General features: G+C 71.6%; 12 protein-coding genes. 3 read left to right on the plus strand and 9 right to left on the minus strand.

Annotated features, from left to right (window positions below; genetic code table 11):
• Positions 1–120 precede the first annotated feature (120 nt).
• Positions 121–717, minus strand: coding sequence for a M48 metallopeptidase family protein (locus tag OG780_RS15085; RefSeq protein ID WP_328448457.1), 597 nt, complete (start codon positions 715–717; stop codon positions 121–123).
• A gap of 215 nt (positions 718–932) precedes the next feature.
• Between OG780_RS15085 and OG780_RS15090 the strand changes: the two genes are divergently transcribed.
• Positions 933–2,123: a TOMM precursor leader peptide-binding protein gene (locus OG780_RS15090; RefSeq protein ID WP_328448459.1), complete on the plus strand. Its 1,191-nt coding sequence runs from the start codon at positions 933–935 to the stop codon at positions 2,121–2,123.
• Positions 2,116–3,507 carry an ABC1 kinase family protein gene (locus tag OG780_RS15095; protein ID WP_328448461.1) on the plus strand — a complete coding sequence of 464 codons (1,392 nt, stop codon included), beginning with the start codon at positions 2,116–2,118 and terminating at the stop codon, positions 3,505–3,507. Before OG780_RS15090 ends, OG780_RS15095 begins: the two co-directional genes overlap by 8 nt.
• A gap of 93 nt (positions 3,508–3,600) precedes the next feature.
• On the opposite strand, the gene OG780_RS15100 is transcribed toward OG780_RS15095, so the two are convergent.
• The 5 genes from OG780_RS15100 to OG780_RS15120 all read right to left on the minus strand — a co-directional run bounded on the left by OG780_RS15100 (position 3,601) and on the right by OG780_RS15120 (position 7,524).
• Positions 3,601–3,834 carry a hypothetical protein gene (locus tag OG780_RS15100; protein WP_328448463.1) on the minus strand — a complete coding sequence of 78 codons (234 nt, stop codon included), beginning with the start codon at positions 3,832–3,834 and terminating at the stop codon, positions 3,601–3,603.
• 138 nt (positions 3,835–3,972) lie between these two features.
• Positions 3,973–4,296, minus strand: coding sequence for a hypothetical protein (locus OG780_RS15105; RefSeq protein ID WP_328448464.1), 324 nt, complete (start codon positions 4,294–4,296; stop codon positions 3,973–3,975).
• Positions 4,293–4,661: a WhiB family transcriptional regulator gene (locus OG780_RS15110; protein ID WP_328448466.1), complete on the minus strand. Its 369-nt coding sequence runs from the start codon at positions 4,659–4,661 to the stop codon at positions 4,293–4,295. The genes OG780_RS15105 and OG780_RS15110 overlap by 4 nt, the downstream gene beginning before the upstream one ends.
• 176 nt (positions 4,662–4,837) lie before the next feature.
• Positions 4,838–5,164, minus strand: coding sequence for a hypothetical protein (locus OG780_RS15115; RefSeq protein WP_326785636.1), 327 nt, complete (start codon positions 5,162–5,164; stop codon positions 4,838–4,840).
• A gap of 164 nt (positions 5,165–5,328) precedes the next feature.
• Positions 5,329–7,524: an ATP-dependent DNA helicase UvrD2 gene (locus OG780_RS15120; RefSeq protein WP_328448469.1), complete on the minus strand. Its 2,196-nt coding sequence runs from the start codon at positions 7,522–7,524 to the stop codon at positions 5,329–5,331.
• Positions 7,525–7,823: 299 nt separating this feature from the next.
• Here OG780_RS15120 and OG780_RS15125 point away from each other — a divergent pair, with 299 nt between their 5' ends.
• Positions 7,824–8,078, plus strand: a complete 255-nt coding sequence (locus OG780_RS15125; protein ID WP_326785638.1) for a mycoredoxin — start codon at positions 7,824–7,826, stop codon at positions 8,076–8,078.
• A gap of 72 nt (positions 8,079–8,150) precedes the next feature.
• On the opposite strand, the gene nudC is transcribed toward OG780_RS15125, so the two are convergent.
• The 3 genes from nudC to OG780_RS15140 all read right to left on the minus strand — a co-directional run bounded on the left by nudC (position 8,151) and on the right by OG780_RS15140 (position 14,303).
• Positions 8,151–9,095, minus strand: a complete 945-nt coding sequence (nudC, locus tag OG780_RS15130; protein WP_328448471.1) for an NAD(+) diphosphatase — start codon at positions 9,093–9,095, stop codon at positions 8,151–8,153.
• A 95-nt stretch (positions 9,096–9,190) separates the two neighbouring features.
• Positions 9,191–10,603 carry a dipeptidase gene (locus tag OG780_RS15135; protein WP_328448473.1) on the minus strand — a complete coding sequence of 471 codons (1,413 nt, stop codon included), beginning with the start codon at positions 10,601–10,603 and terminating at the stop codon, positions 9,191–9,193.
• Between the two features lie 10 nt (positions 10,604–10,613).
• Positions 10,614–14,303 (minus strand): ATP-dependent helicase, encoded by a 3,690-nt coding sequence (locus OG780_RS15140; RefSeq protein WP_328448475.1) that lies wholly within the window; start codon positions 14,301–14,303, stop codon positions 10,614–10,616.
• Positions 14,304–14,420 lie beyond the last annotated feature (117 nt).

A 14,420-nucleotide genomic window follows, 5' to 3' on the forward strand; every position in this document is an offset into this window, starting at 1 on the left:
ACCGTCCCCCATCCCGAATGCGAGTGCGTCGCGCCAGGCTAACGGCAAAGTCCGGAAGTGGACGAAGCCGGTACAGACCCGGTACACAATCGCACTCCGGACGGGACGGTCCGCGCGCACCTACTCGTCGTGTGCCGCCGGGAGGTGGGGCAGCCGCTCCGCGGCGACGACGCCCTCGAGATAGCCGCGGGCGCGCTCGGTGCGCGGATAGGCCTCCAGGAGCCGCCAGAATCGGGGCCCGTGACCGGGTACGAGCAGATGGGCGAGCTCGTGGAGGAGGACGTAGTCGACGACGTACTCGGGCATGCCCTGCAACCGGTGCGACAGGCGGATACTGCCCTCTGCGGGGGTGCAGGAGCCCCAGCGGGTGTTCTGGTTGGTGACCCAGCGCACCGACTTTGGTCGCGCGCGACCGTCGAAGTAATGGGCCGACAGCCGCTCGGCGCGTTCGGCCAGCTCGGTGTCGCCGAGCACCCGTCGGCTTTCCTGGGCGGCCAGTTTGTCGAGCATGACGGTCACCCAGCGCTTCTCCTCCGCCTCGGACATCCGGGCGGGGATGAGGACGACGGTGCGGTCGCCCTCGCGGTACGCGGAGACCGTTCTGCGCCGTCGGGCGCTCCTGCGGACCTCGATCGCGCTCGCCCCCGAACCGCTCGGCGGCGGGCTCGTCGTGCTGCGCTGTGATGTCGCGGCGCTGTGCGGTGGGTCGGCGGGCACGCCCCGACGTTACCTGCTGCGCATGGCTGAAGTCCCGCCCCCGGGACGGTTCGATGCCGATCCGCGCTCTGCCCGTCTGATTCGTACGACGAACGGTGCCGTCTGTGGACAACTTTCGGCGGGGTCCGGCGGGCACGGGCATGCTGGCACTCGGTCCGCGCTGCGGGAGTGTCGCGGACATACGGGGACGTACTACGGGTCTACGGGGGTAGGTCATGCATCCGATCGTGAAGCCCGCTCTGCGGCGCGGCTGGCGGGATCTCAACACCGTGCAGTTCGGGATGACACCGGCGCACGCGATGGTGCTGGGCCCGATGGACACGGCGACAGGCAGCTTCCTCGAACTGCTCGACGGGACACGCGGAATGCCGCTGCTGCGCGAGCAGGGACGCGGGATGGGGCTGCCCGACGGCCATGTGGACGGGCTGGTCGACCGGCTGGCCGGGTCCGGCCTCCTGGACGACACGACCGGGGGCGGCCCGGCCGCGGACGCTCTGCGCGAGAGGAAGGAGGTCATGGACCGGCTGCGGCCGGACCTCGCCTCCCTCTCCCTTCTCTCCCGCGAGCCAGGCGGGGCCGTCGAGCGCCTGGCCGCCCGCCGTCACCTGCGCGTACGGGTGCGGGGCGCCGGCCGGGTGGGGGTCCTGCTGGCCGCGCTGCTCGCGGGCGCCGGTGTGGGCGAGGTCGAGGTGCGTGACCTCGGCCGTGTCGAACCGTGGGACGTGGCGCCCGGCGGCCTTCCCGTCGAGTCCATCGGCGAACGCCGGGAGGAAGCCGCCCGGCGGGCGGTGCGCCGAGCCGCCCCGGACCGTCCTCCCCGCGCGTCCGCCAGGGACGAGAAGGGGGAGGAGACACGCGGACTGTCCCTCGTGATCCTCGCTCCCCGGGACGGCCTCGCCGTCCACGCGCCGGACCCCGCCTCTGCCGAGAGCCTGATCACCTCGGGGACGCCCCACCTCTACACGGGGGTCGCCGAAGCGACCGGAGTCGTGGGTCCCCTGGTCCTGCCGGGCGACACCGGCTGCGCGGGCTGTCTGGACCAGTGGCGCGCCGACATGGATCCGACCTGGCCGCGGCTGGTCGCGCAGTGGCGCTCCGGGCGGCAGCGCCGGGTGGCCGCGTGCGATCTCGCCCTGTCCGCGGTGGTCGCCGGACTCGCCGCGAGCCACGCCCTCACCTTCCTGGACGGGGATCCGCCCGCCTGCACGGGGGCCCGCTGGGAGGCGTCACTGCCCGGATGCGAGTGGCGGTCGACACAGGTCCGTGCGCACCCCGCCTGCTCCTGCGGCACCGCTACGAAAACAAATGGTGAGCGAACCCCCGAGGACGGCGAAGCACACGCGACAATGTCAGGGCGACAGCCGCACGCGGCACAGCTTGCTGGGACCTGGAGGGCGCATGTCTGATCTTCCCCGGAAGGCAGTCACCCGGACTGCCAAACTGGCCGCGCTGCCACTCGGCTTCGCCGGGCGGGCGACCTGGGGACTCGGGAAGCGGATCGGCGGGAAGTCGGCGGAGATCGTGGGCCGCGAACTCCAGCAGCGCACGGCCGAACAGCTCTTCAAGGTCCTCGGAGAGCTGAAGGGCGGTGCGATGAAGTTCGGGCAGGCAATGTCCGTGTTCGAGTCGGCGCTGCCGGAGGAGATCGCGGGCCCTTATCGTGCGGCGCTGACGAAACTCCAGGACGCGGCGCCTCCCATGCCGACGCGCACGGTTCACTCCGTTCTGGAGAAGCGGCTCGGCGCGGACTGGGCCGAGCTGTTCGTGGAGTTCGAGGACAAGCCGTCGGCGGCCGCCTCCATCGGCCAGGTGCACCGGGCGGTGTGGCACGACGGACGTGAGGTCGCCGTCAAGGTGCAGTATCCGGGGGCGGGCGAGGCCCTTCTGTCCGACCTGACCCAACTCAGCCGCTTCGCCCGGCTCCTGGGACCCCTGATCCCCGGAATGGACATCAAGCCGCTCATCGCGGAGCTGCGCGACCGGGTCTCCGAAGAACTCGACTACGGCCTGGAGGCGCAGGCCCAGACAGCGCACGCCGAGGAGTTCGCGGACGACCCGGACGTGCTGGTGCCCGCGGTGGTCCACCAGTGCGAGCAGGTCCTGGTGACGGAGTGGATCGACGGTGTGCCACTGTCGGAGGTGATCACCGACGGTACGCCGGAACAGCGGGACCGCGCCGGCCAGTTGCTGGCCCGGTTCCTCTTCTCGGGCCCGGCCCGCACCGGCCTGCTTCACGCCGATCCGCACCCGGGCAACTTCCGTCTCCTGCCGGACGGGGAGGACGGCTGGCGACTGGGTGTCCTGGACTTCGGCACGGTGGACCGGCTTCCCGGCGGCCTGCCCCAGCCGATCGGCGATTCCCTCCGGATGACCCTGGACGGCGACGCCGAGTCGGTCTACGAACTGCTCTGTGAGGAAGGCTTCGTCAAGGAGTCGATAGACCTCGCACCCGACGCGGTCCTGGACTATCTGCTGCCGATCATCGAACCGGCCGAGGTGGACGAGTTCACCTTCACCCGAGGCTGGATGCGCAACCAGGCCGCCCGCATCGCCGACCCGCGCTCCCCCGCCCATCAGTTGGGCAGGCAGTTGAACCTGCCGCCCGCGTATCTCCTCATACACCGGGTGACCCTCAGCACCATAGGTGTCCTGTGTCAGCTCGGCGCGACGGTCCGGCTGCGCGACGAACTGGAGGAGTGGCTGCCGGGGTTCGTGCTGGAGGAGGACCTGGAAGCCGAGGAGCTGGAGGTCGAGGAGCTGGGCGAGGAAGTGGCGGCCGCCGAGGCGTGAGTCCGCGTCCCGTCGCGGACCGGCCGGGGGCGGAAGGAGCGGCCGGCGGGACCGAGCGGCGGGGTGGCAGGGTGGGGCGGTCATCGGGTCCGGCTACCACCAGGCCGAGTCGAGACGGCCCTCGATCGCTCTGAGGTTGCTGCGGGCACAGTCGTCGCAGAAGTAGTGGCGGGTGCCGTTCTCGACGGAACAGGTCCACGTCGGCCGGGGGCCGGTGGCCGTGGTGCCGCAGTGGGCGCACACGATCTTCTCGGCTTCGTCGGCTTCGTCGGCTTCGGGCTTCGGTGCGGGGCCGGTGCTGTCACTGTCTTCGGGAAGACTCGTCACTCGGGCGACGATATCGCCGCGGCGGGCTGTTCACGCGGTGCAACGCACCGCGGGGCCGGTCCGTTCGGACCGGCCCCCGCGGGCTTTCCTGCCTGTGAGTGCTGCGACTGCAACGGCTGCTACGACGGCGTACGTCGATTACTGCATGACCGCCATGGCCAGCGCGCGCCGGGCTCGCATCGAAGCGCGCTCGGCCCTGCGCTGCATGCGGCGAGCGGCCGCCAGGCGCACGGCCTGACGTTCCCGCTCGGCCTGGTGCAGTCGCTCGTGCATATGCGCACGAGCCAAGGCTTCTGGGATGAGTTGCATCTCTCGGGTCCTGTTCTGACGCGAGTCATTCGCGCCGGTGCTGGCGAAGTCTGGGATCGCGGAGCCTGCGGGCTCGCTCGTGAACGGCTTCATCGGGGCCTGTTTCTTGGGGTCGTGCGTCAGGGGGCGGTCGATCGTTCCTCGGATGTTCATACCGCGACCGGGTTCTTGCGCGGGCGGCCACGCGGCCGCTTGCGGGCCACGACAACACCCTGGACGAAGAGCTCGCCACCCCAGACGCCCCAGGGCTCACGCCGCTCCTTGGCGCCGGCGAGGCAGGCCTCCATCAGCGGGCAGGTGCGGCAGAGGGACTTGGCGTACTCGACATCGGCCGGCGACTCGGCGAAGAAGACCTCCGGGTCGTAGGAACGGCAGGGGACGGGCACGCCGAGGTTCTCGATGGCGTCGTCGAGCGCGGTGAGCGCGGTGAGGGGGATCAAGGTGGAGTCCTCCGTGAGGCCGGGCGGGGGGATCGTTTCGGAAGGCGGTACGGACGGGGCGTGCGCTTCGAGTTGCACGGTTCGTCTTCCTCGTCTGGTCGTGCCGGCCGGGGTCGGCCGGTTGGCGGCTGGTACCGGGTTCTTTTCTTGTCCCGAGGCCCCTTCGCTCTGCCGTCCCCGGTCGGGGACAAACAGAAGGGCCGCGGATCCCGGGTGGGGTTCCGCGGCCCTGAAGGCGCCGGCCTGATGGTGGATCAGGCTGGATCACTCCAGGGTTCAGGCCCACGGAAGGCCCACATCGTGTGGTGCTGCTGCGTCTGCTTCAGGGATCCGGCACCGGCTGCCGCAAAGGCATAGGCATGTGCTTCTGCCACTACTGCCGCTTCCAGTGCCTGAATCGGTCGCTCATTGCGCTCACGGACGGGAAGACCCGCGAGAGGCAGGGAGGACGCCGGCCGGACGGCAGGAATGCCGGACAGACCGGTACCCAGGTTCGAGACGCCGAGCGGGCACGTGGAGACGACGACCGAGGGATCGGTCATTTTCACGGTGTTGATGAAGCTGGTGTCGATGCTGATCACTGGAATCGCCTCCTCTCGGCGTCTTGGGGGACCGGGGCGAACCGATCCGACGGATATTAAGTACAGCACGGAACCAGGGCCTTCGAGAAGGCCGCTGCTGCCGTGGTTAAGAACCTATGGGGATTGCCGGGGCATGCGCAAACTATTTTCCCGACGAGTTTGAATCAGTTGCCCTCACCGTGTTCCGCGACCTCCCGACCTGCGCAGATGGCCAGAACGTCGGCTCCAAAACGGTTCAGTTTGCGGACACCGACGCCGGGGATGCGAGCGAGCTCGCCCTCGTCGTCCGGCGCGGTCTCCGCGATCGCCATCAGCGTCCTGTCGGTGAAGACGCAGAACGCGGGCTGCCCGCTGCGCTCCGCCTGCACCGCGCGCCACTCGCGCAGCCGCTCGTAGAGACCCTCGTCCATGTCCGAGGGGCAGCCGTCGCAGCGCATCAGCTTCATCTCACCTGCGTCGGTGAGCGTGCGACCGCAGACCCGGCAGCGCGCGGGGCTGCGGCTCGTACGCCGTTCTGCGGCGAGGCCTGTTCTCGCGGTGCCGCGCTCGACACCGCCGCCGGCGGCGCCGGCGCGACCGCCCGCCGTGGCGACGGAGCCGGGACGCAGACCGTCGAGGAACCGGCTGGGGCGCCGGCCCGCGCGGCCTCCGGGCGAGCGGGCGAGCGCCCAGGAGACGAAGAGGTGCTCCCTGGCGCGGGTGACACCGACGTAGAGCAGGCGGCGCTCCTCCTCGATCTGTTCTTCGGTCTTTGCGTAGGTGATCGGCATCATGCCCTCGGCGACCCCCACCAGGAAGACGACGTCCCACTCCAGTCCCTTGGAGGAGTGCAGGGAGGCGAGGGTGACGCCCTGCACGGTCGGGGCGTGCTGGGCACTCGCGCGTTCGTCGAGTTCGGCCACCAGGTCGCCGAGCGTCGCGCCGGGCTTGGCGATCGCGAAGTCCTGCGCGAGGTTCACCAGGGCGGCCAGTGACTCCCAGCGCTCTCTGACCGCGCCGGAGCCGGCCGGGGGCTTGCCGGTCCAGCCCTCTCCCGAAAGCACGGCGCGGACCTGCGACGGCAGGTCGACGACATCGTCGAGCAGCGAGTCGTTGCCGCCGAAGCGGGCCGCGGCACGCAGGGCCGCGCCCGCCTTGCGCACCTCGGGGCGGTCGAAGAACCGCTCGGCACCACGGAGCTGGTAGGGCACACCGGCGTCGGCGAGGGCCTGCTCGTAGATCTCGGACTGGGAGTTCGTGCGGAACAGGATCGCGATCTCGCCGGCGGGGACACCCGAGGCGACGAGATCGCGGATGCGGCGGGCGGCGCCCTCGGCCTCGGTGGGCTCGTCCGTGTACTCGGCGTAGACGGGCTCGGCGCCCGGGGGCCGCTGGGAGATCAGTTCGAGACGGTGCTCGGCAGCCCGGCCGCGGGCCTGGGAGAGCAGTCCGTTGGCCAGGTGGACGACCTGGGGCGAGGAGCGGTAGTCGCGGACGAGCTTGACGACGGTGGCTCCGGGATGGCGGGTGCGGAAGTCGAGAAGGTGGTCGGGGGTTGCACCGGTGAACGAGTAGATCGTCTGGCTGGCGTCGCCCACCACGCAGAGGCTGTCCCGCTCGCCGAGCCACAGCTCCAGGAGGCGCTGTTGGAGCGGGCTGACGTCCTGGTACTCGTCGACCACGAAGTGCTGGTACTGGGAGTGGACCTGCTCGGCGATGTCGTGCCGGTCCTGGAGGATGGCGACCGTGAGCAGCAGGACGTCCTCGAAGTCGATGACCGCGCGGTCACGCTTGAGGTCCTCGTACGCCGAGTAGATCTTGGCGGTCTCGGCCGGGTCCCGGGGGGCTTCGCGTCCGGCGCGGGCGGCGGCCGCGGCGTAGTCGGCGGGGATGGTCTGGGTGACCTTGCACCATTCGATCTCGCCCGTGACGTCCCGCAGCTCTCCCCGGTCGAGACGGATGCGGCAGGCGGCCGCCGCGTCCGCGACGAGCTGGATCTTGCGGTCCACCAGCCGGGGCAGTCCGCCACCGACGGCTTTCGGCCAGAAGTACTGGAGCTGGCGCAGCGCGGCCGAGTGGAAGGTGCGGGCCTGGACTCCTCCGGCGCCGAGCTGGCGCAGCCGTCCGCGCATCTCTCCCGCGGCCCGGTTGGTGAAGGTGACCGCGAGCACGCTGGAGGGCTGGAGGATCCCCGCGCGCACCCCGTAGGCGATGCGGTGGGTGATCGCCCGCGTCTTGCCCGTGCCGGCTCCCGCCAGCACGCACACCGGACCGTGCAGGGCGGTCGCGACCGCGCGCTGCTCGGGGTCGAGTCCGTCGAGCACCGCGTCTGCCGTGTCCGGAACCTGCGGGAAGAGGGTGGAGTGCGTTGCTGCTGTCACACAGCCATGCTGCCAGGTCGGCGGAGGCGGGTGAGCCGGTTGTCCACAGGGAGACGGCTGCGGTCGTACGAATGCGGCGAGCGTCACGTGCGCCGCGTGTGCCGGGGTCGCCTTTCGGCCATGCCCCGGTGTCACGCTCCTGCTTCGCCGCGACCGTGTCACCTGCGGTGGGACGCGGGTGCGGCGAGCGTCACGTCCCGGCGGGCCTCCCCGATACCCCCCACGGGAATGGTGACCGCATGGCCTGCGTTCCACTTGCAGCGACCACGCACCCGAAGCCGTGAAGGAGCGCATGAGACATGCAGGGCACTGTGACGATGTACAGCACCACGTGGTGCGGCTACTGCCGTCGGCTCAAGAGCCAGATGGACCGTGAGGGCATCGCGTACAACGAGATCAACATCGAGCAGGACCCGCAGTCCGCGGCGTTCGTCGAGAAGGCGAACGGCGGCAACCAGACCGTTCCGACGGTCCTGGTGGTCGCCGCCGGCGGCGCCGAGGTCGTCATGACGAACCCGAGTCTCGCCCAGGTGAAGCAGGCCCTCACCGCCTGACCTCACGCCCCGGACATGACGCTGCCCCTCCGGCGAGCTCGCCGGAGGGGCAGCGTCATGTCCGGGGCGTGCTCAGGGGGCGTTGCGGGTCGGCAGGGGCTTGCCGTACCAGAGCTCGATCAGGCGGGCCGCGATCGAGATTCCGTAGGGAGGCAGGACCTCTCCGGACTCGAAGGCGGACCGCAGGTCGTCCCGGGAGAACCAGCGGGCTTCCTCGATCTCCTCGCCGTCGACGTCGATCTCCGACGAGGTGGCGCGGGCCCGGAAGCCCAGCATGAGGCTGGAGGGGAACGGCCAGGGCTGGCTGGCGACGTAGTCGACCTCGCCGACCGTGACGCCGACCTCCTCGAAGACCTCACGGCGCACCGACTGCTCGATCGACTCGCCGGGCTCGACGAAGCCCGCGAGGGTGGAGAAGCGGCCTTCGGGCCAGTGCACCTGCCGGCCCAGCAGGATGCGGTCCTCGTCGTCCGTGACGGCCATGATCACGGCCGGGTCGGTGCGCGGGTAGTGCTCGGCACCGCACGCCGGGCAGCGGCGGATGTGACCGGCGGCCGCGATGACGGTGCGCTCGCCGCAGCGGGAGCAGAAGCGGTGCAGTCGCTGCCAGTTCTCCAGCGCGACCGCGTGGACCATCAGACCGGCGTCGCGCGGGGACAGCAGGAGACCGGCCTCGCGCAGGCCCGCCGGGCGGGCGGACTGGTCGATACGGCCGGGAAGGGCGTCCTTCTGGAGCGCGAAGTAGCTCACCCCGTCGTCGTCCGTGCCCAGGAAATAGCGGTGGGCCTCGGTGAGCGGGGCCTCGAAGGAGGGCGTCATCAGCAGTTCGGTGGTGCCGTCGGCCATCTCGTCGATGAGCACCTGACCGCCGGAGACCACGAAGGCGCGGGTCGTGGGGTGGCTCCAGGCCGCCGCGAGCCAGGCCTCGTCGAGCCGGTGGTGGGCGGCCCGGTCAATGCCGCTCGGAGCGGTGAGCGAGATGGGACGGTCGGCGCTGTGGTCGGTCCAGGTGGTCACGGATGCTTCCAACTCCCCCGGTGGAACGGTTATTTCGGCGGGCGGTTCAGCAGGACGCGCGTGCGGTGCGCTCTTGGGGCTGGGGTTCGGCTTGTTCAGTGTGTCTTGCGCCAGTTCTCGGCGAGGTCGCCCCACAGGTAGGCGGCCGTCTCCACGCCCTTCATGAGGAGGTCGAGTTCGATCTTCTCGTTGGGGGCGTGCCAGCCGTCGGAGGGAACGGAGATGCCCAGGAAGAGCACCGGGGCGCCGAGGACTTCCTGGAGGTCGGCCGCCGGTCCCGAGCCGCCCTCGCGGGTGTAGCGGACCGGCTGCTCGAAGGCCCGGCCCATGGCGCGTACGACGGACTGCAGGGCGGGGTGGTCCAGCGGGGTCAGGCACGGGCGGGTGGCCGCGCCGAACGTGATCTCGTGCCGGATGCCGTCGGGGACCTGCCCGGCCGCCCAGGCGCGTACGGCCTTCTCGATGTGGTCCGGGTCCTGCCCGGCGACGAGCCGGAAGGAGAGCTTCACCAGGGCCGAGGACGGGATGATCGTCTTGCTGCCCGCGCCCTGGTAGCCGCCGCCGATGCCGTTGACCTCGGCGGTCGGGCGGGCCCAGACGCGCTCCAGGGTGGTGTGACCGGCCTCTCCGTGGGTGGCCGTCGACCTGGCCGTGCGCAGCCATCGTTCCTCGTCGAAGGGCAGTTCGGCGAAGAGTTCGCGCTCGCGGTCGGTGAGTTCGGTGAGCCCGTCGTAGAAGCCGGGTACGGCCACGCGCGCGTGCTCGTCGTGCAGGGCCGCGACCAGGCGGGCGACCGCGGTGGCGGGGTTGGGCACGGCGCCGCCGAAGGATCCGGAGTGGATGTCCTGCTCGGGTCCGTGCAGGACGATCTCGCACTCGGCGAGGCCCCGCATGCCCGTACAGACGGTGGGGGTGTCCTCGGACCACATCCCGGTGTCGGAGACGATCACGGTGTCGGCGGCGAGCCGCCGCGCGTGCTTCTCGACGAGCTCGCGGAAGTGCGGGGAGCCGGACTCCTCCTCGCCCTCGATCAGCAGCTTGAGGTGCACGGCCGGGGTGGTGCGCCCTGTGGCGGCGAGGTGGGCCCGGACGCCGAGTGTGTGGAAGAACACCTGCCCCTTGTCGTCCGCGGCCCCGCGCGCGTGGAGGCGGTTGCCCCGGATCACCGGCTCGAAGGGGTCGGTGTCCCAGCCGTCCTCGCGGGCGGCGGGCTGCACGTCGTGGTGTCCGTAGACGAGGACCGTGGGTGCGTCGGGGTCCGCGGAGGGCCACTCGGCGAAGACGGCCGGCGCGCCCGCGGTCGGCCAGACCTCGCAGGTCGGGAAGCCGGTCTCCCGGAGTTCGGCGGCGAGCCAGTCGGCGCTGCGTGCCACGTCCGCGGCGTGCTCGGGCTGAGCCGAGACCGAGGGGATGCGCAGCCACCGACCGAGGTCGTCGAGGAAGGCGGCGCGGTGGGTCTCGATGTACGTACGGACGGTGCTGACGGCGTTGTCAACGGGCTTGCTCATGTTCCTGAGCCTATCCGCCCACGGAGGCGTGTTCGTCCGGCGGTTCTGCCAGGACCTCGTCCTGTACACCCGTCGGGTCCTCGGTGAGCAGCCGTTCCAGCGCCGCGCGGTCCGGGAGGCCGTCCGGTCGTACGACCTCGCCGTCGCGGACGTACAGTAACGCGGCCGTGACGGATTCCACGGGCACTCCCTGTCGCTCGGCCCAGCCCAGGCGGTACAGCGCGAGCTGGAGCGGGTCGGCGGTGCGGCCGTGGCCGGTCTTCCAGTCGACGATCTCGTACGTCGTCTCCTCGCCTTCGCCGTTCCTGTAGACGGCGTCGATGCGGCCGCGGACGACCCGGCCGGCGATCGCGAGCTGGAAGGGCACCTCGACGCGGTACGGGGTGCGCTGCGCGTAGGGACTGCGTTCGAAGGCGTCCTTCAGGGTCTCCAGGTCGTGCTCGTCGTCGATCTCCGCCTCGCCGCCGGGCAGGTCGTCGGGGTCCAGCATCGGCAGCCGCAGTTCTTCGAAGCGGGACTCCACCCAGGCGTGGAAGCGCGTGCCCCGGCGTGCGGCGGGCTGCGGGGGGCGCGGCATGGGGCGGGCGAGCTCCTGTGCGAAGCCGTCCGGGTCGGCGGCCAGACGCACCAGCTGGGAGGCGGTGAGCGAGGCAGGCAGGGGGACGTGGGTGACGCTCGCGCGGGTGCGCATGAGCTCTCCGGTGAGCGCGTCCAGGTCGCGGTCCCAGGACGCGAGGGTGCGCGCCTCCTCGGGCGTGAGGCGCTCAGTCCCGGTCTCCCGGGGGTACCGGCGGTCGGCGGGGCCCTGGGCCTGGTGCGGCACCGTGGGACGCCCGCTCCCGCGGCCGGCCGGGCGCTCTCCCGGCCGCTCCGTCGCCCAGGAGTCCCAGTCCGAGTCGTCGCCTTCGGGAAGGGCACTCTCCGGGAAACCGCCCCGCGGGGAGTGCTCTCCCGGAAGGCCCCCTTCGGGGAACCCGTCTTCGGGGAGGCCGTCCTCGTCGTAGTCGTCGTATCCGTCGTATCCGTCGTATCCGTCGTACTCGTCGTACTCGTCGTACTCGTCGTAGGGCGGGGTGTCGTCCTCGGGCGGGGGCGGCCATTCCGGATCGTCGTGCGAGCCGGGGTCGTGGGCGGCCGGGTAGGGGTGCCCCTTACCCCTGTCGGCGTCGGCGCCCGGGTGGGCCTCGTCGTGAGAGGCGACCCGCTCCAGGTGGGCGAGTACGGTCTCCGCCGCCGCGCGGCGCCGGGCGAGGGCCTCGTCGTCGAGCGGGAGCGGCCAGGCGTGGTCGGCGGCGGCCTCGCGCAGGGCCGGGTTCTCCTCGTCCTCGGCCGGTTCGTCCGCCCAGACCTCGATCTCGCCGTGTCCGGCCACGCTGTGGTCGTAGAGGGCGTGCAGGAAGTCCGAGGGGCCGCGCGTCCGCTTCTGGGAGGGCCCCCACCAGTGGCCGGAGCCGAGGAGGAGCGAGCGGGGGCGGGTGAACGTCACGTAGCCGAGGCGCAGTTCCTCGGTGTGCTGGTGAGCCTTCATGGCCTCGTGGAAGGCCTTGATGCCCTTGGCGTCCCAGGTGTCGACGTCGGGCAGCGTGTCGGCGTCGCCGCGCAGCCGGTGCGGCAGGACCTTGCCCTGTGCGGTCCATTTCTCGCGGCCCTGGCCGCTGGGGAAGGTGCCGTCGACGAGGCCGGGGACGGCCACCACGTCCCATTCCAGGCCCTTGGACTTGTGCGCGGTGAGCACCTTGACGGTGTTCTCGCCGCCGGGCAGGGCGTTGTCCAGTCCCTTCTCGTACTGCGCGGCGGTGCGCAGGAACCCGAGGAAGGCCAGCAGGCTCGCCTCCCCGTCGCCGGAGGCGAAGGACGCGGCGATGTCCAGGAAGTTGGACAGGGTCTCGCGGCGGCGGGCGGCCAGGGCGTGCGGGGACGCGGAGAGCTCGACCTCGAGGCCGGTGACGGCGAGGACCCGGTGCAGGACGTCCATGAGCGGGTCGGCCAGCGAGCGGCGCAGGTCGCGCAGTTCGGCGGCGAGCCGGGCGAAGCGCACGCGCGCGTCCGGCGAGAAGGGCAGCGCGTCGTCGTCCCCCGCGGCCTCGAAGGGCGTCTCCAGGAACGTGTCGAGGGCGTCGGCGAGCGATATCACCTCGGCCGGGTCGACCCCCTCGACGGCCGCTGCGAGCCTGCGGTCCGGATCGTCGTCGGCCCCCGCGCGCGCGTGGGACACGAGCAGCCGGGCGCGGCGCCCGAGGAGGGCGAGGTCGCGCGGACCGATCCGCCAGCGCGGACCGGTGAGCAGCCGGACGAGGGAGGCGTTCGCACCCGGGTCCTGGAGGACTTCGCAGACGGCCACGAGGTCGGCCACCTCGGGCAGGTGCAGCAAGCCGGAGAGGCCCACCACCTCGACGGGGATGTCACGGGCGACGAGCGCGCCCTGGATCTCGGCGAAGTCGGTGGCGGTGCGGCACAGGACGGCGATCTCGGCGGGTGCCTTTCCGGTGCGGACGAGATGGGCGATCGAGTCGGCGAGCCAGCCGATCTCCTCGGCGTGGGTGCGCAGCAGCGCGCAGCGCACCAGGCCGTCCCGCTCGGCCCCGGGGGCGGGCCGCAGGGCCTCCACGCCCGCGTGCATGGCGCGCAGCGGCTCCGCGAGGCCGTTGGCGAGGTCGAGGAGGCGGCCGCCGCTGCGGCGGTTCTCGCTGAGCGACTGGCGGGTGGCGGGGCGGCCGTCGGGGCGCGCGAAGTGTTCGGGGAAGTCGTCGAGGTTGGCGACGGAGGCGCCGCGCCAGCCGTAGATCGCCTGGCAGGGGTCGCCTACCGCCGTGACGGGGTGCCCTGTGCCGCCGCCGAACAGTCCGGCGAGCAGGATGCGCTGGGCCACCGACGTGTCCTGGTACTCGTCCAGCAGGACCACCCGGAACTCGTCGCGCAGGATCTCCCCGACCTCGGGACGGGTGCTGGCGAGGGTGGCCGAGAGGGCGATCTGGTCGCCGAAGTCGAGGAGGTCGCGCTCTCGTTTCGCCGCGCGGTAGCGGCCCACCAGCTCGGCGAGTTCGCGCCGGGCCGCGGCGGCCTCGGGGACCTTGCGCAGATCCGCGTTGGTGAGTCGCGCGCTCTCCAGGGTGCGCAGCAGTTCGGCGTCGTGGGCGCGCAGGTCCTCGGCCGTCACGAGGTGCTCGGAGAGCTCGGAGTCAAGGGTCAGGAGGTCCCCGACCAGGTCGGGGAAGGAGCGGGTCAGTGCCGGGTACGGGCCCGGTGCCTCGCGCAGCACGCGCGCGGCGAGCTGGTAGCGGGTGGCGTCGGCGAGGAGCCGGGACGTCGGTTCGAGACCGATGCGCAGGCCGTGGTCGGTCAGCAGCCGGCCCGCGAAGGCGTGGTACGTGGAGATGACCGGCTCGCCCGGCGGGTTGTCGGGGTCGATGACGTCCGGGTCGGTGACTCCCGCCTTGACGAGCGCCTTGCGGACCCGTTCGGCGAGTTCGCCCGCCGCCTTGTTGGTGAACGTCAGGCCGAGGACCTGCTCGGGGGCCACCTGCCCGGTGCCGACCAGCCACACCACGCGGGCCGCCATCACCGTGGTCTTGCCCGAACCCGCTCCGGCCACGATCACCTGCGGGGCGGGCTCCGCGGTGATGCACTCCGTCTGTTCCGGGGTGAACGGGATGCCGAGGAGCTCTTTGAGCTGTTCGGGGTCGGTGATACGGGCGGGCATGTCGCAGAGGCTAGCGGCGTCCACTGACAGCGGTGGCCAGATCGACGCCCGGGGCGAGATAATCGCAGGTCAACACATGTGGTGCTGTGCGTCACTCGCTGACGTCATGTCCCCGGA

The organism is Streptomyces sp. NBC_00386, from assembly GCF_036063235.1.
Classification (GTDB): Bacteria; Actinomycetota; Actinomycetes; order Streptomycetales; family Streptomycetaceae; genus Streptomyces.